Annotated in this window: 20 protein-coding genes, 7 tRNA genes, 1 rRNA gene, 2 pseudogenes and 1 riboswitch; of the genes and pseudogenes, 24 read left to right on the top strand and 6 right to left on the bottom strand. The window is 52.0% G+C overall.

Going from position 1 to position 21,652, the window contains the following annotated elements:
* Positions 1 to 41: 41 nt before the first annotated feature.
* From ACR1UW_RS09720 to ACR1UW_RS09770, 11 genes and pseudogenes are all read left to right on the top strand, one after another.
* Positions 42 to 1,267: pseudogene (locus ACR1UW_RS09720) on the top strand (IS110 family RNA-guided transposase).
* Positions 1,268 to 1,413: 146 nt separating this feature from the next.
* Entirely contained in the window at positions 1,414 to 2,661 is a 1,248-nt protein-coding gene (locus tag ACR1UW_RS09725) for an RNA-guided endonuclease InsQ/TnpB family protein (protein WP_047817673.1), read from the top strand.
* Between the two features lie 125 nt (positions 2,662 to 2,786).
* On the top strand, positions 2,787 to 3,581 hold the full coding sequence (gene thyA / locus ACR1UW_RS09730) for a thymidylate synthase (RefSeq protein WP_033014075.1): 795 nt from the start codon (positions 2,787 to 2,789) through the stop codon (positions 3,579 to 3,581).
* Between the two features lie 13 nt (positions 3,582 to 3,594).
* Positions 3,595 to 4,095, top strand: coding sequence for a dihydrofolate reductase (locus tag ACR1UW_RS09735; RefSeq protein WP_033010007.1), 501 nt, complete (start codon positions 3,595 to 3,597; stop codon positions 4,093 to 4,095).
* Between the two features lie 90 nt (positions 4,096 to 4,185).
* Entirely contained in the window at positions 4,186 to 4,629 is a 444-nt protein-coding gene (locus ACR1UW_RS09740; RefSeq protein WP_063211610.1) for a YndM family protein, read from the top strand.
* A 262-nt stretch (positions 4,630 to 4,891) separates the two neighbouring features.
* The gene (gene ilvA, locus ACR1UW_RS09745) at positions 4,892 to 6,163 is read left to right on the top strand and encodes a threonine ammonia-lyase IlvA (RefSeq protein ID WP_050367280.1); all 1,272 of its coding nucleotides are present in this window, start codon (positions 4,892 to 4,894) and stop codon (positions 6,161 to 6,163) included.
* Positions 6,164 to 6,259: 96 nt separating this feature from the next.
* A complete protein-coding gene (locus tag ACR1UW_RS09750; RefSeq protein WP_096225270.1) occupies positions 6,260 to 6,511 on the top strand; it encodes a YpmP family protein in 252 nt (83 codons plus the stop codon).
* Positions 6,512 to 6,686: 175 nt separating this feature from the next.
* Positions 6,687 to 7,559: a DegV family protein gene (locus ACR1UW_RS09755; protein WP_498933107.1), complete on the top strand. Its 873-nt coding sequence runs from the start codon at positions 6,687 to 6,689 to the stop codon at positions 7,557 to 7,559.
* 36 nt (positions 7,560 to 7,595) lie between these two features.
* Positions 7,596 to 8,168 (top strand): SCO family protein, encoded by a 573-nt coding sequence (locus ACR1UW_RS09760; RefSeq protein WP_498933109.1) that lies wholly within the window; start codon positions 7,596 to 7,598, stop codon positions 8,166 to 8,168.
* A gap of 70 nt (positions 8,169 to 8,238) precedes the next feature.
* Positions 8,239 to 9,012 (top strand): SGNH/GDSL hydrolase family protein, encoded by a 774-nt coding sequence (locus ACR1UW_RS09765; protein WP_033009999.1) that lies wholly within the window; start codon positions 8,239 to 8,241, stop codon positions 9,010 to 9,012.
* A gap of 37 nt (positions 9,013 to 9,049) precedes the next feature.
* Complete coding sequence (locus ACR1UW_RS09770) at positions 9,050 to 9,625, top strand: YpmS family protein (RefSeq protein WP_033014084.1); 576 nt, start codon at positions 9,050 to 9,052, stop codon at positions 9,623 to 9,625.
* A 175-nt stretch (positions 9,626 to 9,800) separates the two neighbouring features.
* On the opposite strand, the gene ACR1UW_RS09775 is transcribed toward ACR1UW_RS09770, so the two are convergent.
* The 3 genes from ACR1UW_RS09775 to plsY all read right to left on the bottom strand — a co-directional run bounded on the left by ACR1UW_RS09775 (position 9,801) and on the right by plsY (position 13,509).
* Positions 9,801 to 11,351, bottom strand: a complete 1,551-nt coding sequence (locus ACR1UW_RS09775) for an IS1182 family transposase (protein WP_171698435.1) — start codon at positions 11,349 to 11,351, stop codon at positions 9,801 to 9,803.
* Positions 11,352 to 11,521: 170 nt separating this feature from the next.
* Positions 11,522 to 12,886, bottom strand: a complete 1,365-nt coding sequence (locus ACR1UW_RS09780; RefSeq protein ID WP_498933112.1) for an RsmF rRNA methyltransferase first C-terminal domain-containing protein — start codon at positions 12,884 to 12,886, stop codon at positions 11,522 to 11,524.
* Positions 12,887 to 12,915: 29 nt separating this feature from the next.
* The gene (plsY, locus tag ACR1UW_RS09785) at positions 12,916 to 13,509 is read right to left on the bottom strand and encodes a glycerol-3-phosphate 1-O-acyltransferase PlsY (protein ID WP_498933114.1); all 594 of its coding nucleotides are present in this window, start codon (positions 13,507 to 13,509) and stop codon (positions 12,916 to 12,918) included.
* A 195-nt stretch (positions 13,510 to 13,704) separates the two neighbouring features.
* Between plsY and ACR1UW_RS09790 the strand changes: the two genes are divergently transcribed.
* Entirely contained in the window at positions 13,705 to 14,130 is a 426-nt protein-coding gene (locus tag ACR1UW_RS09790; RefSeq protein WP_033009997.1) for an OsmC family protein, read from the top strand.
* Between the two features lie 329 nt (positions 14,131 to 14,459).
* Here ACR1UW_RS09790 and pepT read toward each other — a convergent pair whose 3' ends face one another.
* Entirely contained in the window at positions 14,460 to 15,695 is a 1,236-nt protein-coding gene (pepT, locus tag ACR1UW_RS09795) for a peptidase T (RefSeq protein WP_498933117.1), read from the bottom strand.
* 195 nt (positions 15,696 to 15,890) lie between these two features.
* Here pepT and ACR1UW_RS09800 point away from each other — a divergent pair.
* A pseudogene (locus tag ACR1UW_RS09800) lies at positions 15,891 to 16,130 on the top strand (threonine synthase); the annotation flags it as partial.
* A gap of 82 nt (positions 16,131 to 16,212) precedes the next feature.
* A riboswitch (FMN riboswitch) is annotated at positions 16,213 to 16,345 on the top strand.
* 529 nt (positions 16,346 to 16,874) lie between these two features.
* Positions 16,875 to 17,459: an ECF transporter S component gene (locus ACR1UW_RS09805; protein ID WP_095859372.1), complete on the top strand. Its 585-nt coding sequence runs from the start codon at positions 16,875 to 16,877 to the stop codon at positions 17,457 to 17,459.
* Positions 17,460 to 17,502: 43 nt separating this feature from the next.
* On the opposite strand, the gene ACR1UW_RS09810 is transcribed toward ACR1UW_RS09805, so the two are convergent.
* Complete coding sequence (locus tag ACR1UW_RS09810; protein ID WP_498933119.1) at positions 17,503 to 18,117, bottom strand: sulfite oxidase-like oxidoreductase; 615 nt, start codon at positions 18,115 to 18,117, stop codon at positions 17,503 to 17,505.
* Positions 18,118 to 18,316: 199 nt separating this feature from the next.
* Here ACR1UW_RS09810 and ACR1UW_RS09815 point away from each other — a divergent pair, with 199 nt between their 5' ends.
* Positions 18,317 to 19,987, top strand: coding sequence for a DUF6044 family protein (locus ACR1UW_RS09815; protein ID WP_498933121.1), 1,671 nt, complete (start codon positions 18,317 to 18,319; stop codon positions 19,985 to 19,987).
* A 52-nt stretch (positions 19,988 to 20,039) separates the two neighbouring features.
* Here ACR1UW_RS09815 and ACR1UW_RS09820 read toward each other — a convergent pair whose 3' ends face one another.
* Positions 20,040 to 20,225 carry a hypothetical protein gene (locus ACR1UW_RS09820; protein ID WP_033014099.1) on the bottom strand — a complete coding sequence of 62 codons (186 nt, stop codon included), beginning with the start codon at positions 20,223 to 20,225 and terminating at the stop codon, positions 20,040 to 20,042.
* 66 nt (positions 20,226 to 20,291) lie between these two features.
* Here ACR1UW_RS09820 and ACR1UW_RS09825 point away from each other — a divergent pair, with 66 nt between their 5' ends.
* The 9 genes from ACR1UW_RS09825 to ACR1UW_RS09865 all read left to right on the top strand — a co-directional run bounded on the left by ACR1UW_RS09825 (position 20,292) and on the right by ACR1UW_RS09865 (position 21,603).
* On the top strand, positions 20,292 to 20,381 hold the full coding sequence (locus tag ACR1UW_RS09825) for a putative holin-like toxin (RefSeq protein ID WP_231578663.1): 90 nt from the start codon (positions 20,292 to 20,294) through the stop codon (positions 20,379 to 20,381).
* Positions 20,382 to 20,723: 342 nt separating this feature from the next.
* Positions 20,724 to 20,840 (top strand): 5S ribosomal RNA (gene rrf / locus ACR1UW_RS09830).
* 8 nt (positions 20,841 to 20,848) lie between these two features.
* Positions 20,849 to 20,923: transfer RNA gene (locus tag ACR1UW_RS09835), tRNA-Val, on the top strand.
* Between the two features lie 4 nt (positions 20,924 to 20,927).
* Positions 20,928 to 20,999 (top strand) — tRNA-Ala (locus ACR1UW_RS09840).
* Between the two features lie 6 nt (positions 21,000 to 21,005).
* Positions 21,006 to 21,088: transfer RNA gene (locus tag ACR1UW_RS09845), tRNA-Leu, on the top strand.
* A gap of 17 nt (positions 21,089 to 21,105) precedes the next feature.
* Positions 21,106 to 21,198: transfer RNA gene (locus tag ACR1UW_RS09850), tRNA-Ser, on the top strand.
* Between the two features lie 148 nt (positions 21,199 to 21,346).
* A tRNA-Thr gene (locus ACR1UW_RS09855) sits at positions 21,347 to 21,419 on the top strand.
* Positions 21,420 to 21,429: 10 nt separating this feature from the next.
* A tRNA-Tyr gene (locus ACR1UW_RS09860) sits at positions 21,430 to 21,511 on the top strand.
* A gap of 18 nt (positions 21,512 to 21,529) precedes the next feature.
* A tRNA-Ile gene (locus tag ACR1UW_RS09865) sits at positions 21,530 to 21,603 on the top strand.
* The last annotated feature ends 49 nt before the right edge of the window (positions 21,604 to 21,652 follow it).

Below are 21,652 nucleotides of genomic sequence, written 5' to 3' on the forward strand. Positions count from 1 at the left end.
TGCACCAGCTGTTTTTGAGAACGAAGCAGGGAGGAAGACCGATGCGCGTCTTGTATGAACGCTGTTGCGGATTGGACGTGCATAAGCAATCGATTACGGCTTGCGCCCTTACCCCTGAAGGAAAAGAGATTCGCACGTTTGGTACGCTGACCGACGATCTCGAGGAGTTGGTGGATTGGCTGAAAGAAAAAAAGGTGACGCACGTTGCCATGGAGTCGACGGGCGTATATTGGAAGCCGGTGTATAATCTCCTCGAAACAGAGCCGATCGAAGTGCTTGTCGTCAATGCCCAACACATCAAAGCGGTTCCCGGGCGAAAGACCGATGTCAAAGATGCCGAATGGATCGCGGACTTACTTCGCCATGGATTGCTAAAAGGGAGTTACATCCCTCATCGAGCTCAGCGGGAGCTCCGGGAACTGAACTGGTCCGTTATCGGCGCAGTTTGATCGAGGAACGGGCACGGGAGCTCAACCGCATCCAAAAAGTGCTGGAAGGAGCCAATATCAAGCTTTCTTCGGTCGTATCCGACATCAACGGGATGTCGGCCCGGCTCATCATTCGCGCCCTTATCGAAGGAAAAGACGATCCGGCGGCCCTCGCCCAGCTCGCCAAAGGGCGGCTGAAACAAAAAACGGAAGAACTCCGGCGCGCGTTGAAAGGAGTGATAGGGCCGCATCAACGCATGATGCTGGCCGAGCAATGGCGTCATGTGGAGTATTTAGATGAAGCGATTGCCCGATTGGATCGAGAAATCGAGGAACGAACGAGCCCTTTTCATGAAGCGCTGGAGCTCATCGATACGATCCCGGGAGTGGGGCGGCAAAGCGCGGAACAAATTGCAGCGGAAATCGGGACGGACATGAGCCGGTTCCCTACCGCCGCGCACTTGGCCTCATGGGCCGGAATGGCTCCCGGGAATCATGAGAGTGCAGGGAAACGGTTGTCAGGTCGAACGAGGAAAGGGAACAAGAAGCTAAGGTCGTGCCTCGTGGAATGCGCCCGTGCCGCCGCCCGGACGAAGAACACGTACCTATCGGCCAAGTATCATCGGATCGCCAAACGAAGAGGAGCAAATCGAGCGAGTGTCGCGGTCGGGAGAACGATTTTAGAAATGATCTATTACATCTTAACTCGAAAGGAACCGTATAGAGAGTTGGGAGCCGACTACTGGGATCGGCAGCGAGAAGCGAGCATCGTGCGTCAAACGGTGAAACGATTAGAGGGGTTAGGGTACGAAGTGAAACTGGAAAAAACGAGTGCATAGCACTTATTAACCATATATATACTGAAATACCTTCCTTTGGAATACGATTCCGAAGGCTAGGTGGGCTCCGTTTTTTGTCTTAAATGGTGTTTTCAGGATAGATTCAGTAAAATATAGTATAATATAGTTAGATGGGAGGTGAAAAAATGTATTTTTGTATCAAACAACAGCTAAATGGTTTGACCAAAGAAGAATACTTGACTCTTCGAGAACTGTGCCATATTGCCAAGAACATGTACAACGTCGGATTGTACAATGTCAGACAATACTATTTTGAACACAAGGAATTTCTTAATTATGAGAAAAATTATCATCTTGCCAAAACTAACGAAAACTATAAGCTGTTAAACAGCAACATGGCACAGCAAATTTTAAAAAAGGTCAATGAAGCCTTTAAATCTTTCTTTGGTTTGATCAGTCTTGCCAAACAAGGAAAATATGACCACAAGGCTATCAGTATTCCAAAATATCTTAAAAAAGATGGCTTTCATTCACTGATCATTGGCCAGATTCGTATAGACGGCAACAAATTCACGATACCGTATTCTCGCCTATTTAAAAAGACTCACAAGCCTATCACGATAACGATTCCGCCTGTGTTACTGGACAAAAAGATTAAGCAGATTGAAATCATTCCTAAGCATCATGCCAGGTTCTTTGAGATTCAGTATAAATATGAAATGCCTGAAGATCAAAGAGAATTAAATGACCAAAAAGCACTGGCGATTGATTTAGGATTAAATAATCTTGCCACTTGTGTCACATCAGACGGCAGATCGTTCATCATTGATGGGCGGAGATTAAAAAGTATAAATCAATGGTTTAACAAAGAAAATGCCAGACTTCAAAGCATAAAAGATAAGCAAAAAATCAAAGGCACCACTCGTAAACAGGCTTTGCTTGCTATGAATCGCAATAATAAAGTGAATGATTATATCAACAAGACTTGCCGTTACATCATTAACTACTGTATTGAAAATCAAATTGGCAAACTTGTCATTGGCTATGCGGAAACATGGCAACGCAATATGAATCTAGGAAAAAAGACAAATCAAAACTTTGTCAATATTCCTCTCGGTAACATAAAAGAAAAACTAGAATATCTTTGTGAATTTTACGGCATTGAATTCTTGAAACAGGAAGAATCCTATACGTCTCAAGCCAGCTTTTTTGACGGCGATGAGATTCCTGAATATAATGCCGACAATCCAAAAGAATATAAGTTCAGCGGCAAACGTATTAAGCGCGGCTTGTATCGAACAAAGTCTGGCAAACTAATTAATGCTGATGTCAATGGCGCATTAAACATCTTAAAGAAAAGTAAAGCTGTAGACCTGAGTGTCTTATGCTCTAGCGGCGAAGTGGACACGCCTCAAAGAATAAGGATTGCTTGAAGCAGTCAAACTTCTTTGGAAGCCCCCACTTCAAATTTTCGCTAGAAAATTAAGTGGGGGTAGTTCACGGACAAGTGGTTCACCATGCGTTGCTTTATGGTATGATAGAGCGTGAGGTGAGGACATTGCGGCAATATTTACAGCTTTTGGAGGATATTTTGGAAAACGGCGTCGAAAAAGAAGACCGAACGGGCGTCGGCACGCTGTCGGTGTTCGGCCGCCAGCTCCGCTTCAACTTACAAGATGGATTTCCGCTCGTGACAACGAAAAAATTGCATATCCGCTCCATCATTTATGAACTGCTTTGGTTTTTAAAAGGCGATACGAACGTCCGCTATTTGCAGGAGAATGGCGTGACGATTTGGGACGAGTGGGCGGACGAAAACGGCGATCTCGGCCCGATTTACGGCGCGCAATGGCGCTCGTGGAAGGGAGCAGACGGGAAAACCATCGACCAGATCGCATGGGTTGTCGAAGAGATCAAACGAAATCCGCATTCACGCCGGCTGCTGGTGAGCGCTTGGAATGTAGCGGAATTGGACGAGATGAAGCTGCCGCCGTGCCATTACGCCTTCCAGTTTTACGTCGCCAACGGCCGGTTGTCATGCATGTGGCAGCAGCGCTCCGTTGATACGTTTTTAGGGTTGCCGTTTAACATCGCGAGCTACGCGTTGTTGACGCATATGATCGCCCAGCAGTGCGACCTCGATGTCGGCGAACTCATTTTCACCGGCGGCGACGTCCATTTGTACAAAAATCATCTGGAACAAGCGAAACTGCAGCTGACGCGCGAGCCGCGCCCGCTGCCGAAGCTCGTGATCAAACGGAAGCCGCCATCTATCTTTGACTATGAATACGACGACTTTGAAATCGTCGGCTACGATCCGCATCCGGCGATTAAAGCGCCGGTGGCGGTGTGAAGGGGAGAGCGCGATGATGTCGCACATTGTGGCGATGGATGAAAACCGGGTGATCGGCAAAGACAACGGTTTGCCTTGGCATTTGCCGGCTGATTTGGCGTATTTCAAACGGGTGACGATGGGGCATGCCATCGTGATGGGGCGAAAAACGTTTGAGGCGATCGGCCGGCCGCTTCCCGGCCGGGAAAACATCGTCGTCACGCGCAACCGTTCGTTTCGCCCGGAAGGCTGCCTTGTGCTTCACTCGCTCGACGAGGTGAAACAGTGGGCCGCCGGCCGCAACGATGAAGAGGTGTTTATCATCGGAGGAGCGGAACTGTTTCAGGCGACGATGCCGCTTGCCGACCGACTGTATGTGACGAAAATTTTCGCCTCGTTCCCTGGCGATACGTTTTATCCGCCGATTTCCGAGCAAGAGTGGGAGATCGTTTCATATACGCAAGGAACGATCGATGAAAAAAACCGATACGATCACGCCTTTCTCATTTATGAGCGAAAAACAGGGCGCGCTTAGCTTTTGGCTGGGCGCGTCTTTTTGCATAGAAGCGGGGCGAACAAGGAACGATAACAAGTAAGACCCAACAATGGAAATGGAGGAAGACAAATGAAGCATATCGTTCCTTTTATCGTCAAGCTCGCCGCTTGGAGCGTCGTCTTATTTTCCATGTTTACGATCTTCAACGCCCCGCTTTCGTTGATTTCGCTCATGACGGTCATCACGGCGCTCGTGTCTTACGTCATCGGCGATGTGTTCATCTTGCCGCGCGTCGGCCATTTTGTTGCTGCCGCACTTGACGTGCCGCTTTCCTTTTTGTTGATTTGGCCGTCCAGCTTTGCCCTCATTGCCCCGTCCGTCAACATGGCATACGGCGCATTTTTCAGCGCCTTGGCGATCGGGGCGGTTGAAGCGTTTTTCCACTTGTATATGGAAAGCCATGTTCTCGAAGAGGCAAGGAGGGAAGAAGAGCACCGCTGGTATGATGAAGGAAGATGGGCAACGGAATTTGCCGAGGAAGAAGAGTTTAAAAAAGAGGACGACCGGACATAGCGCCGGTCGTTTTTTCGGTCCGCTTGCGCATGAACGAGCCGTTCGCTGTGCCTGTATTGGCCGAGTGGAAGAGGTTTCTAGAAGCTCATCCGATGACGTCAAGCTAGGACCGTGGAAGCGTCCGGTAAAGCGGGATTATCGCGATAATCGCGAGCCAGCCCCTCTTCACTCAAAAACTTTTCGAAAATTCCCTTTTCTTTTTACGAATTTGTGATATAATCTACAAATCAAAGACAACTTAGAAAAGAAAGGGAACGAGAACATGGAACAACAGCTGAAACGGAAGCAAGGGGCAGTATACGTCGAGGACATTTTGATCGCGTATCATACGTTGAAGGATGTTGTGTTCCATACGCCGCTGCAAAAAAATCCGCTGTTATCCGAGCGCTACGAATGCAATGTCTACTTAAAGCGCGAGGATTTGCAAGTCGTGCGTTCGTTTAAGCTGCGCGGGGCGTACAACAGGATGAAGCATTTAACGGATGAGGAGCGGAGAAACGGGGTGGTATGCGCCAGCGCCGGCAACCATGCCCAAGGGGTGGCCTATTCATGCCGAGCGCTTGGCGTGCATGGGAAAATTTATATGCCGGCGACGACGCCGCGGCAAAAAGTGTCGCAAGTGCAGCTGTTTGGCAAAGACATGGTTGAGATCGTGCTTGTCGGCGACACGTTTGACGATTCCTACAACGAAGCGGTGAAGTGCGCCGAGGCGGAAGGGCGGACGTTCATCCATCCGTTTGATGACGAATACGTCATCGCCGGACAGGGGACGATTGGCGTCGAGGTGCTCAACGACTGCGATGAGCCGATTGACTTTTTGTTTGCCAGCATCGGGGGCGGCGGATTGATGGCTGGGCTGGGGACGTATGTGAAAAGCATTTCCCCGTCCACTAAAGTGATTGGCGTCGAACCGGCCGGCGCCCCATCGATGAAAACGGCGCTCGAGCATGGACGTGTCGTCACGCTTGAGGAGATTGACAAGTTCGTGGACGGCGCCGCCGTCAAAACGGTCGGGGAAAAAACGTTTGCCTTATGCCGCGGGGTGCTTGATGACATCGTCGTCGTTCCAGAAGGGAAAGTGTGCACGACGATTTTGGAGCTGTACAACGAAAATGCCATCGTCGCCGAGCCGGCTGGGGCGCTGCCGATTGCCGCGCTCGAGTTTTACAAGGAACAAATCCGAGGCAAGACGGTCGTTTGCGTGGTGAGCGGCGGCAACAACGACATCGACCGGATGCAGGAAATCAAAGAGCGCTCGATGATTTACGAAGGGCTGCAGCACTATTTCATCGTCAACTTCCCGCAGCGGGCCGGGGCGCTGCGCGAGTTTTTGGATGAAGTGCTTGGGCCGACGGATGACATCACCCGGTTTGAATACACGAAGAAAAACAACAAAGAAAGCGGACCGGCGCTTGTGGGCATCGAGCTGAAACGGCGCGAAGACTACGCACCGCTCATCGAGCGGATGAAGAAAAAAGGTTTCCCGTTCCAAGAGGTCAACAAAGACCCGAACTTGTTCCATCTATTGATTTGACGAAAAAAGTCGGAACAAATTCGCCGCATTCCGACATACTTTTTCACCGGATTGGTGTATAATAAAAGTAAATCGGTGAAAAAGAGGATTGATATTTTGCTATTCAAAAGCCTCGAGTTTCAAAACGCGTATGGGCAGAAGGTCAAGATTATCGAAATTCCAGTATTGGAGGAAGAGAACACATACCGATTCATGGTCCAACTGCGCTTGGAGGCGTTTATTGCAAAGGTGTACCGATCGAGAACGAGCCGTTCTGTGTATTCGTTCCGCGAACATTTGAAGAAAGTGCTGAAATGGCCTGTATATGAACAGATCTTTAAAGAAACGGCGTTAAAGCATAATGCATGACTGTTGTTGTTTTGCCCTTGGCGGCAAAACAACTTTTTTTCTGCCGGTATCGTTCATAATGGGCGATGTTCCTGCTTGGGGATGAGCCGAGCTTGCTCATGGACGTTTTTAGGTAGGATTTTTGCCGGTTTCATTATATAATGGAAACGAGATCATCAGTATTAGGAGTGAGCGAATGAAACCAATCAAAATTGTAACCGACTCAACGGTTGATGTGCCGTCTTCGGTGCTCGCCGAGCACGGCATTGAAGTCGTTCCGCTTCATTTGACGGTTGACGGCGAGGCGTTTGTCGACCGGGTGACGATCACACCAGGGCAGTTTATGGCGAAGATGAAGGCAGCGCGTGAACTGCCGAAAAGCTCGCAACCGTCGGTCGGTGAGTTTCTAGCTGTCTATGACCGGCTCGGGGCGGACGGAAGCGAGATCATATCGATCCATATGGCCAGCGAGCTGAGCGGCACGGTCCGTTCGGCTGAGCATGCGGCGGCCCTGACCAAAGCGAACGTGACGGTCGTCGATTCCCAATTCATTTCGTATGCGCTTGGATTCCAAGTGCTTGAAGCCGCCCGCTTGGCGAAGGCGGGTCGAAGCGTTGACGAGATCATCCGGCGCTTAGACGACGTGCGCCGTCGTACGCGGCTGTATGTGGTGCTCGATACGCTCGATCATTTAGCGAAAGGCGGCCGCATCGGCCGCGGCAAAGCGCTCGTCGGCTCGTTGCTGCGCATCAAGCCGATCGCTGCGCTTGTTGACGGGCTGTATACACCGGTGTCGAACGTGCGCAGCTTTTCGCAAGCCATCGCCGATTTAGCGGGCCGGTTGGTTAAGGAGAAGGCGGAAGCGCCGGTGCGCGCGGTCGCCATTGCCCATGCCGATGCCAGGCGCTGGGCGGAGCGGCTGAGAGAAGCAGTCGCTGAGGCGATCGGTTCTGTGCCGGTTGACATTGTTGAAACGACGCCGGTTATTTCGATTCATACCGGACCCGGCGCGCTTGCGCTGATGTATTATACGGAAGAAGGGGAGCACAAGGGGTCGGGCGCAGTTTGAAACAAAGCGATACAGGATGAAAGGGACGAGCAGTGGATGTGGAAACGAATCATGATGATGGCAGCCGTTTGTTTGCTTGCCGCGTGCGGAAAAACAATTCCGGATGCCAAAAACTGGCCGGTCGCTGACTTTACGTTTGTCGATCAGACCGGCAAGCCGTTTGGACTTCGCGATCTGAAAGGAAAAGTGTGGGTCGCCGATTTTATTTTTACCAATTGCGAAACGGTGTGTCCGCCGATGACCGCCCACATGGCCAAACTGAAAGAGAAGGCGGAAGAAAAGGGGCTCGATGTTGAATTTGTTTCGTTCAGTGTCGACCCGGAAGTTGACACGCCGGAAAAACTGGCGGCGTATGCGAAGCAATTTACAGATGATCTAGCAAACTGGCATTTGCTGACTGGATACAGCCCGGCCGAGATCAGCGAGTTGGCGCAAAAAAGCTTTAAAACGATGGTGCAAAAGCCGGCTGGCGATGACCAAGTCATCCACGGCACAAGCTTTTATTTAGTCGGGCCGGACGGAAAAGTGGTTCAGACGTACAGCGGTGTGCAAGATGTGCCGTACGATACGATTTTAGAGCATATTGAAATTTTGCAGTCGTCGCAATGAGGCAAAAACGGCTACCGCCTTTTTGCCTTCTTTTCTTTCCCCTTGTTGCGGCAAAAGGCAGGTGTCACACATGATGCGATGGGGATGGCTCATCATGGTGGGGGTGTTGCTTGCCGGGTGCACGGTGCTCCCGGCCGGCGGGAAGCCGGACCGCCCGCATGAAACCGCCGTCAGCCAGCCAGAAGCGAAGCCGTTGCCGAAAGACATTCACCTCGTCGCGTTAGGCGATTCATTGACCGAAGGAGTCGGAGACGGTGAAAGGAAAGGCGGCTATGTCGGCCGCCTTGTCCCGCTTTTGGCGGCGGAGGATGGGGTGCGGACGGTGACCGTCACGAATGCCGGAAAGCGCGGCCGGCGCATCACCGAACTTGAACCGGTTATTCGCGCCCATCAGGCGGAGCTTGAGCGGGCTCATATCGTCATGATCACGATCGGCGGCAATGATGTGATGAATGTCGTCCGCGCTCATTTTTTTGACTTATCGTACGAGCGGTTTGCGAACGAGAGCCAACGATTTGCCGAGCGGCTCGATCATTTGTTGATGTTGTTGCGCACGATCAACCCGGATGCGGTCGTTGTCCTGATCGGTTTGTACAATCCGTTTTCCGCCACGTTGCCGAACATCCCGGAAATCGATGATGTCATCGCCGAATGGAACCGCACAAGCCAAGCAGTGGTTTCCCGCTATCCGCGCACGATCTTTGTGGATATTCAAGACATGTTTGCCAACCGCGATGATTTGCTTCACCGCGATGAATTTCACCCGAACGCCGAGGGATATGCGCAAATGGCAGTGCGGGTGTATGAGTCGCTCGATGCGCGAAAAGAGTGGTGGGCGAACTGATGGAAACGAAATGAAGCAGCATAAGGAGTATGTTAGAATGAATTGGAAACGATCGTTTTTCGTTTTGGCGGCTGTGAATGCTGTTGTGCTCATTCTTGCCGCTGTTTGGCTGCTGCAGCCGTCTCCGCCGGTGAAACGGCCGGAGCGCCTGGATGTGGAAGGGGCTTCGTTTACGGTGTACTCCAAAAAAGCGCACTTGAACGCTGTCATTAACGATTATTTGGCGGAAAAAACGAAAGACCATCCGCTTCGCTATGACGTTTGGCTCGCCGACCGCGTTTACGTCTCGAGTGAAATTCCGATCTTTGGGCGCAACGTCGAGCTCGTCGTCTCGTTTGTGCCGAAAGTCGTGAAAGGCGGGAACGTCGAACTTGTCGAACCGGTCATTTCGCTCGGCGACTGGAAGCTGCCGGTGACGTACGTGCTTCGCTACTTGCAAAAGCATGCGCCGCTGCCGGATGAAGTCATCATCGATCCGGGACGGGCCCGCATTTATGTGGCGCTCCATGAGATTCGTTTTGGCAACGGGTATCAAGTAGCGGCGAAAAAAATCGATTTGGCGGCCGATGAAATCGTATTTACCTTAACGATCCCGACAAACCGTCCGCGGTAAAAACGTTGACGTCAACGTTTCCGTGCAACATCGTGAATCTTGTCGGCGTCTATTTGGAAGAAAAAGGGGGCTGACCCAAAAGTCCGCCAAAAAGCGGACTTTTGGAGTCAGCCCTCTCTGGTTTTTGTATATTTTACCAAACGGAACAAAATTCCGACTCTGTTCTCCCCCTCATTTACGCCACCAAGGACAATTGCTTGTCCCTAGCGGCTTTTTTGAGAAGATTGTGGGCAGCACAAACCAGCCCCCATTCGATGGAAACTTTTTGGAGGCCTCGCAGGACAAAGCGACGAAACCCGCGATTTTGTTTGATTTGCCCAAATACACTCTCAATGTCGGTTTGGCGTTGGCGGTATCGGGCTTGCCCTTCTTCACTCTCCAACCGTTCGCGGGCTTTCTGTTTTTGTTCATGATAGACGGGGTTCCATTGCGTGGTTCGTCCATACTTGGAAGTCGTGCAGGCCGAACGGAACGGACATCCTTCGCATTCATGGCATTGGTAGTGTCGGGTGACCGAGGTGTATCCTGATTCCGTGGTCTGTTTCGAAGTTCCGGTGCGAACCAGCTTTTTCCCATTGGCGCAAATCCAAACGTCTTCTTCTTCCACATAGGTCCAATTCTGCTGATGATGCGGATTTTTCTTGACCTTGCGCGTGTTCTCCTTCTCATACGTATGGTACTTGATCAAGGCCGATATGTGCTTCTCTTCCAGCTTCACGTAGTTCTCTTCCGAGCCATAAGCCGCGTCAGCGATCAAACGTTCGGGTTCCACGCCGTACTTCTCTCGAACGGTCTCCAAATGCGGGAGAAGACAACGAGTGTCGCCCGGCCTCTGATGAAGGGAATACCCCAAAATAAATTGGCCGGAAGAACCCACCTGTACGTTATAGGCCGGCTTGAGCTGGCCGTTTCGCATGTGATCCTCCTTCAACCGCATGAAGGTGGCATCCACATCGGTCTTGGAATAGCTGTTGCGATCCCCGCATACATGGAGTTGGTGTTCATACTTTTCACTGCGGGGCAAGTAGTCCTCCTTCATCTTCTTGATGGCCTTCTTCAACGGTTGGTTGTCCGGCTCGGCCTCCAACCGTTTTTCCCACTCCTCGGTTTTCTTTCGGATTTCTTCTGACGTAAAGGCCGGCGAAGGGTCGATGTCTTCCGCCTTTTCTTCTTCCACGATCGCCTCGATCTGGGCAATCAGCCGATCGACATTGGCTTGGAGTTTCTCCTGGTACTTCTCAGCCGATTTGCGCCAAACGAAGGTGTACCGGTTGGCATTCGCTTCAATTTTCGTTCCATCCACAAAATAATCTTCCATCTTGACATAGCCGTCGGCCACGAGCAGCGTGATCATTTCCCGGAACAGGTCGTCAATCAGGTCTTTCATCCGCTCCGAACGAAACCGATTGATGGAGCGGAAGTCCGGCTTTTGAAATCCACTTAGCCACATGAGGGGAAGGTGGACTTCGAGCTGCCGTGCAATCTCACGGCCATGATACATTTTTTGGGTGTAAGCGTAAAGGAGGATTTTGGTCATCATTTTCGGATGATAGGCGGAGGCGCCCCCTCCTTTGTAGTAAGCAAGAAACGTCTCCATCGGGATGCGTTCAACCATCTCATGAACCACGTGGGCCATGTTATCCCGTGGAATGAGATCGGCGATGTTGCTTGGCAAAGAGAGGTTGTCCATGGTATACTCTTTAAAGGAAATATGATCATGTTTCATAAAAGAATCGCCCTTCTTTCGGTGGTAGTGGTTTTGGTGACTCTATTCTACCAGAAAAAAGGGCGATTCTTCTATATTTGAGGCAAAAAAGTGGGGGCTGATCCCAAAACGCATTCGCGTTTTGGGTCAGCCCCTTTTTTTGGCCGTTCCAGCCTCGTGCGGCCCCGCCGTTAGATCAGACGCAGCCCTTTCGGATAAAAGTTTTTCACCGTCCCTTTGACTTCTTTTCCCCAGCCGAATGGAAACCCGTCGACCGTCACAAGCAGCCAGCCGCGGTCGCCGCCGGTGGACAGCGTTTCGCCGCGCCAATACTGCAGGCATTCCCGGCTGTCGCTTGATAAGTCGAGCACGTGCTTCGCTTCGTCCGCTCGCAGCGCCAAGGCGAGCGCATGGTTCGGCTCAAACCGCTCCTTTTTGGCCTCGCCAAGATGAAGGCCAGCGCGCACCACTTTCAAGCCGGACAAATCCGGGCATCGGTCCGGGAGCATGGCCAAATGGCTGCCAAACGAGAGGATTGTTCCGTGCTGCACGGTTTGCAACGATTGCTGTTCAAATTGGCGGTACAATCGGACGGCCGCTTTTGGCGCGTTCGCTTTCGCCCACCGCCCGCTCCAAGGTGGAGTCGGCCGCTGTTTTTGCAGCTTGGCGACAAAATGTCCTTCCCCTTTGAGGCGATGCGGCCAAAGGCGGGCGGCGTGGACGAGATCGGATCGATTGGTTTTCGTCCATTCCGGCCGTCCCGGCTCGATGCCGCCGATTTTCGCAATCGGCAGCAACCGCAAATCATCGTACGTCTCGAGCAGCCATTCCATCGTTTGCTCGTTTTCCTCCGGAGAGAACGTGCATGTTGAATAGACAAGAATGCCGCCTTCTTTCAGCATCGCATAGGCGCTTTCTAAAATGCGCCGCTGCCTTGCCGCGCATTCTTCCACATAGGCCGGACTCCAAAACGAGGCGGCCTCTTCTTCTTTCCGGAACATGCCCTCCCCCGAGCACGGAGCATCCACTAAAATTTTGTCAAAAAAGCCGGGAAACCGCTCGGCAAGCGTTTCGGGAGCTTCATTGACGACGACGGTGTTCGTCAAGCCGAACCGTTCGACGTTCTCTGCAAGCGCTTTGACCCGTTTCGGGTGGATTTCGTTGGCGACAAGCAGCCCTCTGTTTTTCATCATCGCGCCAAGCTGGGTCGTTTTCCCGCCAGGGGCGGCGCACAAGTCAAGCACCGTATCCCCCGGCTCAGGCTGCAGCGCCTCGGCGGCCGCCATCGCGCTCGGTTCTTGAATGTAATACAGGCCGGCCGCATGGTACGGATGCTTTCCCGGCTGTTCGTCCGGTTCATAATAAAACCCGGTCGGGCAAAACGGCACCGGGGAAAGGGAAAAGGGCGCCGTTTTGACCCATGCGTCCGGGTCGGTTTTCAACGGATTGACGCGCAAGCCGTTGATTTTTTCGTTTTCATACACAGCGAAAAACTCGTCTGCTTCTTCATCAAGCAGCTTCTTCATTTTCGCGACAAATGCTTCCGGCAATCTCAACGCAGCAAATCTCCTTTCTCCGTCCGTCGTCATGAGCGTTTGCTTGGCCATTTCACTTTTGGCTCCGTTTTGTTCAAGATGCGCTTGATGTTGGCGCGATGACGATAAAAGATAAACGAAGCCAGCAACAACACCGCCACCGTCAATGGAATGTCGTCCGTGAAAAAGACGGTGTACACGACCGCATACAGCGCCGCGGCCATCGATGACAGCGAGACGTAGCGTGAAACAGCCAAGACGACAAGAAACACGGCGATGAGCGACAAAAAGAACAACGGCGAATAAAACAGCATCACCCCGCCCGATGTCGCCACCGCCTTGCCGCCGCGGAATTTGGCGAACACCGGATACATATGGCCGACGACTGCCACCGCTCCGGCCAAAAGCGGATGCACGGGGACGGAAAAAAACATCGGCAAGCTCGCCGCCAGCGTTCCTTTCAACATATCCCCGACAATGACGATCGTGCCCGCTTTCGCCCCGAGCACGCGGAACGTGTTCGTTCCCCCGAGATTGCCGCTTCCATGTTCGCGGATGTCGATCCCGTAGCCGATTTTTCCGACAAGAAGGCCAAACGGAATCGAGCCGAGAAGATAAGCAAGAAGCAAAATGAGTGCGGTCATCGAATCAAACACCCTTTACTCAACAAGTTTGTGCATGTTTCTATTTTATCATGCGCCGGTTAAAACGGTAGACTGGAAATGAAGAAAAGCGGTTGTTTTGCATTTCCACATGATAACCGGTAAACTGAAAAGCAGGCAGGGACGGACGAGTTCATTCGTCCCGCAGCAAACGCAGAGAAGAGAGGAGCGGCTGTGATGAAAACGACCGTCACGTGGAACGGAAACATGTCATTCAGCGGCCAAAGCGCTTCCGGCGTCACCATTCCGATCGACGCCGCGAAAGACGTTGGCGGCAACGATTCCGGCGCCCGGCCGATGGAACTGTTGCTTCACGCCTTGGCCGGCTGCACCGGCATTGACATCGTTTTAATCTTGCGGAAAATGCGGCTTGACGTCCGCGCGTTTTCGATGGAAGTCGAAGGAACGCGCGCCGATGACCACCCGAAGCGGTTTACCGACATTCATATTCATTATGCGCTCGAAGGCGATTTGCCGGAAGACAAAGTCGCCCGCGCCATTCGGTTGTCAAAAGAAAAATATTGTTCCGTTTCCCATTCGTTAAATGCCGCCATTACAGCGAGCTATTCGATCAACGGCGTGCGCGGGAAGGAGACGATCTAACCAAAGAAAAGAACGTGGCGTTCATGTTTGTTTCGCGTGGCATAGCACGGAATGGCAAAACGATGAAAAAGGTGTTCCGATCGTTGGCGGAACACCTTTTTTGTGTTCGAACGAATAACGGCGATCAGTCGTTTGGATAGACGCCTTGCCGTCCCGCTTTTCTTCGCGTTCGGACGGGCTGATTATTTGGCTGCCTATTTGAAACAGCGGGAGGCGGAGGTGTCCCCAAAAGACTCGGGACACCTTTTCTTTACTCCTAACGGGCGGGCTTGCAGCCGCTTGTGCTTGGACGATCGAAAAAAGATCGTTCAAGAAAGGTTTTCCGTAGATCAAGATGCTTTTTGCTCGAACAGCTTGATGATCTCCACGATCACTTCGGCCGATTTCACCATTGTATCGGCGGAAATGTATTCGTAGCGGCCGTGGAAGTTTTCGCCGCCGGCGAAAAGGTTCGGCGTCGGCAGCCCCATGTAGGAGAGCTGCGACCCGTCTGTACCGCCGCGGATCGGTTTCACCTTTGGTTCAATGCCCAAGTTCGTCATCGCTTCGTGGGCGATGTCAACAATGTGGCGCACCGGCTCGATTTTTTCGCGCATGTTGTAATATTGGTCGTTGATTTCGAGAGTGATTCGGTCGTTTCCATATTTTTGCGCAAGCGAAGCCGCGATCTCGTTCATTTTCGCTTTGCGAGCCTCAAACTGTTCGCGGTCAAAGTCGCGGATGATGTAATGAAGCTTCGTTTCCTCTACACTGCCTTGGAACGAAAGCAAATGGTAAAACCCTTCATATCCTTCCGTATGTTCCGGCGCCTCATGGGCTGGCAACTGCTGCTCGAACTCCATGGCGATTTTGATCGAGTTGATCATTTTTCCTTTCGCTGTGCCCGGATGGACGTTTTTGCCTTTAATCGTGATTTTCGCTTCGGCAGCGTTAAAGCTTTCATACTCCAATTCGCCAAGCGGCCCGCCGTCGACCGTGTAGGCAAATTGGGCGCCGAATTTGGCAACGTCAAATTTATGCGGCCCGCGGCCAATTTCCTCATCCGGGGTAAAGGCGACGCGCACTTTGCCGTGCTTGATCTCCGGGTGTTGGATGAGATAGTTCATCGCGGTCATAATTTCGGCGATTCCGGCTTTATCATCGGCGCCAAGCAGCGTCGTCCCATCGGTTGTAATCAGTGTATGCCCTTTGTAGCCGGCGAGCTCCGGGAAATCGTTTGGCGACAAGATGATGCCTTGTTCTTTGTTCAACACGATGTCGCCACCGTCGTACTGTTCGATGATTTGCGGGTTGACGTTGGCTCCCGTAAACTCCGGAGCGGTGTCCATATGAGCCAAAAAGCCGATCACGGGCACGTTTTTGTCCGTATTGGCCGGCAGCGTCGCCATGACGTAGCCGTTTTCGTCGACTGTGACGTCTTCCATGCCGATCGACTTCAGCTCTTCGACGAGCATTCTCGCCAGCTCCCATTGCCCTTGAGTCGACGGGCATGTGCTGCTTTCTGGATCGGACTGGGTATTCACTTTCGCGTAGCGGATGAAGCGTTCGATCAATTCTTGTTTCATTTGTTCATCTCCTTTTTATGTATGAGTGTTGGGTGAATGCGCGAATCGCTTCTCCAATGCAGCGGAGCGGTTCCGTGTTTATTTTATCATATGCGATCTCCACCAGGGAAAGAGGGAGCGCCATGCGGCGCGCGAGTTTTCCGCGGCCGGCGAGGCGGTTGGGATTTCGAAAGCGAAGGAATTGGGCGTCAAACCATTGGCGATGAGGCGATTTTGGCCGAGAAGCGGACGGTGGCGGAGCTCGAAGGGGCGTTCGTTTGCCCGGAAGGAGCGGCGGCGTTTGCGGCGGTCCGAAAATTGCGCGAGAGCGGCTGGATTCGCGACGGGGAGACGGTCGTCGTGCTCAACACGGGGACGGGATTGAAATACGCCGATTTGGTTCAAGTCGCCCCACCGGTGCTTGAACCGGGAGATTCGCTTTCGATGCGGGAATAATCAAGCTGTGAGCAAAAAACATAGACAAATTGAAAACAGTATTGTATGCTAAACTCATCAGAATAATTAAAAATGAAAAACGATTCATCTTCGGGGCAGGGTGAAATTCCCGACCGGCGGTGATGAGGCGCTTCGCCTCTCAGCCCGCGAGCCGCAAGGCAGGATCCGGTGCAAGTCCGGAGCCGACAGTATAGTCTGGATGGGAGAAGATGAAGGTTTGCCGGCGTTCGTTTTGGCGCATGCGAACGTCTAGTTGCGCACACCCTTTTTCTCCCTTAAGCCTTGTTCGGTTTAAGGGAGTTTTTGTTGGCGCTCGCAGCGGCAGCCTTCTTCTTGTGAGGGTCAACTACCCCCACTTAGCTAACGCTTGAAGTGGGGGCTTGCAACTCCCCAGAAGTGCAAACGGACTTCGTCCTCCTTCCTTGACTTGGGGTTGCATCAGGGGGCAGGTTGACGACTACCCAACGACGCAGGTCATGCCTGCATCGTTACCGATTCTCTCGGTGTGTCTGTTGGCAGTACTTGGCTTCCACACACAACAGACGGACCTACGCTCGATGTTTTACGGTTACAACGTTTCCTGTAACCAACTCCATACATCGAGTAGCCGTGATTGGAGTGCCTTTATTGAACGGTTTTCTCCACGCCTTTATTATATCATACACAAAAGAAAGGGGGAACGCGCATTCCTCTCCCACTTACTCCCTTTGGTCGTTGAAGTGGGAGTCTCCTGCGCGAAATAGGATGAAACGCATTTCCATCCGCGCCTTTGTCAGCATCGGAGTGTTGGGCGCCATGGCGCATGTGCTGATGATGCTCAACTTTCCGCTGCCGCCGTTTCCGAACTTTTTGCTTGTTGACTTCAGCGACATCCCGGCGCTCATCGCCGCCTTGTTGTACGGCCCGCTCGCCGGTGTGGCGGTCGAACTATTGAAAAACGTGCTGAACTACGTGTTCGTCGGCAGCGCGACCGGCGTTCCGGTCGGCCAGATCGCCAACTTCACTGCCGGGGTGGCGTTCCTTTTGCCGGTTTCCTATATTTATCGGAAAGCCGCATCGAAAAAAGGCTTGCTGCTGGGGTTGGCGGCGGGAACAGTGACGATGGCGCTCGTCATGAGCGTGCTCAACTACTACGTCTTTCTGCCGGCGTACACGCTTTTCCTCGGCGCTCCGCAGATGAGCGCGCCGGAAGCGAAGGCGTTGGTGGTATCGGCGATTTTGCCGTTTAACGCCGTCAAAGGAGCGATGGCGGCCATCGTATTTCAGCTTCTCTTTTGGCGCCTTCGTGCTTGGCTTGACAAACAGGCGGCATCTCGCCAAGCCGCTTGAGGAACAAAAAGCGAGGGTTTTTCCCTCGCTTTTTTTGCGTTTGTCAAAAGCGAATCCGCGGCACCCACTCGGCAAACCGCTCCTCTTTAAACGGATTGGCGGTCATCGAATAGCCGCGCTCCTCCCAATAGCCCGGCTCATCTTCCTTCATAAAGCGGATGCCCGACGCCCATTTCGCCCCTTTCCATAAGTAAAACGTCGCCGGCGGGATGAACCGGAGCGGATAGCCGTGCTTCGGCGAGATGTCCTGCCAGTCGTGATGCTTGTCTTTCCATCGATAGACAAACAAGGCATCGTCGCCCATCAGCGCGTCAAGCGGCAAGTTCGCCGAATAACCGAACCGGTCGCCGTTTAAATATCCGTAAATTTTCACGTATTTCACATCAGGATCTAGCTCCACAAAGCGCAAAAACTCGCGGAAGGCGATGCCTTCAAACGTCGTATCAAATTTCGACCATGTCGTGACGCAATGCATATCGACGGTGGAAATCGTTTTCGGCAGCGCCATCACTTCTTGATAGGAGAAGGAGACCTCCTTTTTGACCTCGCCGAACAATCGAAATTCCCATGTCGCCTCATCAAATTCGTACACGTCCCCTTCATGCAAAATCGGCCATTTTTCGGTTTCAAATTGGCCGGGAGGGAGTTGTTTCGGCATGGTGTGCTCCCCTTTCTATGTATTCGTTTACGTATACCATGATAAGGGGAAAATAAAGCGTGTGCAACTTGGCTATGGTTTTAATGCATCACAATATTGAGGACAGTCATGTAAGAATGGAATAATTTTCTTCTTATTGCACATCGTATTCAATAGGGATTTCATGGCCAAGAACAGCTATGGCGGGAGCGTGATGCCGATGGCCGAACAAAGAGAACGATGGCTTTTCCTTTTGGCACTTTGCCTCATCGCCCTTTACGTGTCCCCGCTCTTTCTCCTTGGCGAGAACGCCCATATTCGCGTCCACGATAATTTGGATTCCAATATCGCTTGGTATAAGGTGCTCTCCGAAAGCGGAAAAATCACCGGGCCGCTTGACGCGAACATTCCGCAAATCGCCAACGGCAAGTTGTCAAGAAATGCCCTCGGTTCGGAGTTGACCGGCATCGTCTGGCTGCACGCGTTATTTCCCACGATGACTGCTTATGCGCTCAGCCAAACGATCACAAGGGTGGTGGCATTTTTGGGCATGTATTTGTTGTTGAAAACGCATTTCCTGCCCGAGCCGCGTTGGATGGCTGTTCGCATCGGCGTGGCGCTCGCATTTGCGCTGACGCTGTTTTGGCCGTCGGGGATGTTAAGCACGCTCGGCATGCCGCTTGCGCTCTGGGCGTTTTTGAGCATCCGGAAAGGCGAGGGGGAGTGGAAACATTACGTCGCGCTCACGCTTCTCCCGTTTTATTCCAGCTTTGTGCTCGGGTTCTTTTTCTTTCTTGCCGCCATGGGCGTTTTTTGGCTTGTTGATGTGCTGCGCGGGAAGGGGTGGAACATCCGTTTTTTGACTTCCATCGCTTACATGACGCTGTTGTATTTGCTTGTCGAGTACCGGCTTGTGTACTCGTTTTTATGGGAAGACGAGCCGACGAGCCGGGATGAGTACTTCCATGCCCGGTTGTCGTTTTGGCATTGCGTCCGCTTGACGTGGAAAAACTTTATCCTCGGCCACCATCACGTCATGACCGAGCATACGTTTTTTATTTTGCCAAGCTGGTTGGTGGCGTTGTATCTCGTTTTCGTGAAAAAACGGTGGAAGCAAGAACGGTTATTTCTTTTCCTATTCGGACTGAATTTCGCCCTGTCGGCGTGGTATGCCTTTTGGTTTTATAAAGGGTGGCTGCCGCTTACGGAGCGGTTCCATTTTTTAGACACGTTTAACTTTGCCCGCTTTCATTTTTTGCGCCCGCTTGTCATTTATGTGCAGTTTGCGCTGGCGTTGAAAATCATGTGGCAATATAGCGAAAACGGGAGAAGGTGGGCGAAGCGGCTGCTAGCGGCTCAAGTGATCTTCGTGTTTTTGATTAACGAAGAAATCGTCTTCCGCTACGAGCCGACGGTGAAGCAATTTTACGCGGAAAAACAGTTCCAAGAAATCAAAGAATACATCGGGCTTCCCGTAGCCGATTACCGCGTCGTCAGCATCGGCATTCACCCCGCCATCGCCCAATACAACGGGTTTTACACGCTCGATACGTACAACAACTTTTATCCGCTGTCATATAAATACGAGTTCCGCAAAATCATTGAGCGTGAACTGGAAAAAAGCAAAACGATCCGCACATATTTTGACGAATGGGGCGGGCGCTGCTATATTTTTACAGAAGAACTTGGAAAACGGTACATGTTCACAAAACATTCGAAGAAGCGGCTGAAGAACTTGCAGCTGAATACAGAACAGTTGAAAAAAATGGGCGGCCGCTATATTTTCTCGGCGGTTCCGATCGATAACGCGGCGGAAAATGGACTCGTGTTGGACCGTGTATTCACGTCCGATGAGTCGGCGTGGACGATTTACTTGTACAAGGTGAAATAAAAACAGCGGCTCCCTTTTGAAAGGGGGAACCGCTGTTTTCTTGATTTAGCGCTCATTCAACCGCGCAAGCTGCCGGTCGTGCCACCTCGAGAGCAGCCATAGGGCAATCAGTGTCCCAATCAATGTGCATACCATATCCCATTGCGTAGCTGGCTGGGTGAATGGCCGACCAAACGAATACAGCAGCAACGATCAGCAACAACAGCCCATGAATGCGGGTTTGCCTTGCTTGTTCCACCTTTTTTCCTCCTTGGAACAGCAGGGTGGGCAGTGGCCACTCCCTGAACGAAAGGGGGTGGTGCTGATGATGACGATCGCCGATGCGCTGACGCTCATGATTGCGTTTGCGTCACTCATCGTCGCGGTGATTGCCGTATCCAAAGACAAAAAGTAACCCACCCTGCTAGGCCGAGGCGAGGGTAGGTTACGATGCCCGAGGCTTGGGCCACTGCGCTTCTTGCAGCGGCTGTGTATGGACAGGGCATTGGTGGCCGCCAATGCCCTGCTTTATTGTACGTTCCTTCTTCTTTATTATACGCGTATAAAGAAGGGGATGACAAGAACTTTAGAGAAAGGGACAGTGAAGATCGAAAAAAATGAAAAAGAGGGTTGACTCTTTCATTTTTTTATAGTAAATTTTACATTGTCGTTCCGATTCTGAAGGAACTGAAATATAAAGATACAAAAAAACTTGACAAAGTTTTGGATTGCTTTATAATAGAAATCGTCGCCATTGCCTAGTGGTGATAGCGGAGGGGAAACACCCGTTCCCATCCCGAACACGGAAGTTAAGCCCTCCAGCGCCGATGGTAGTTGGGGCCAGCGCCCCTGCAAGAGTAGGTCGCTGCTAGGCAATATCGTGGAGTATTAGCTCAGCGGGAGAGCACCACGTTGACAGCGTGGGGGTCACTGGTTCGATCCCAGTATACTCCACCATCATGGGGCGTTAGTTCAGGGGGAGAACGCTTCGCTGGCAGCGAAGAGGTCAGGGGTTCAAATCCCCTACGCTCCATTGTATGCGGTCGTGGCGGAATGGCAGACGCGCTAGGTTGAGGGCCTAGTGGGGGCAACCCCGTGGAGGTTCAAGTCCTCTCGACCGCATCGCTCCAAACAGCTATGGAGGAGTACCCAAGTCTGGCTGAAGGGGTCGGTTTCGAAAACCGATAGGGGTGTCACAGCCCGCGGGGGTTCGAATCCCTCCTCCTCCGCCATAAATATTGACTTAGCTCAATTGGTAGAGACGAGCATCTGCTTCGTCGAGTCGGCTTCGAGTTGTCCCGACGCATCCAGCGTCTTCGAATTGGCTGGGAGAGGAAGGGACACAACAGAAGCCAAGGAGTCACGGTCTACTTCTATCATGCCGACTTAGCTCAATTGGTAGAGCAACTGAATCGTAATCAGTAGGTTGCGGGTTCGAGTCCTGCAGTCGGCATCACGATTACGGAGGGGTAGCGAAGTGGCTAAACGCGGCGGACTGTAAATCCGCTCCCTTTGGGTTCGGCGGTTCGAATCCGTCCCCCTCCATTTTTATTTCTTATAAGCGGGCCTATAGCTCAGCTGGTTAGAGCGCACGCCTGATAAGCGTGAGGTCGGTGGTTCAAGTCCACTTAGGCCCATCACTTATGATGGACGACAAGAATGATTCTTGTCGTCTTTTTTGCGTTG

The organism is Geobacillus lituanicus, assembly GCF_050994965.1.
In the GTDB taxonomy this organism is placed as follows: Bacteria; Bacillota; Bacilli; order Bacillales; family Anoxybacillaceae; genus Geobacillus; species Geobacillus stearothermophilus.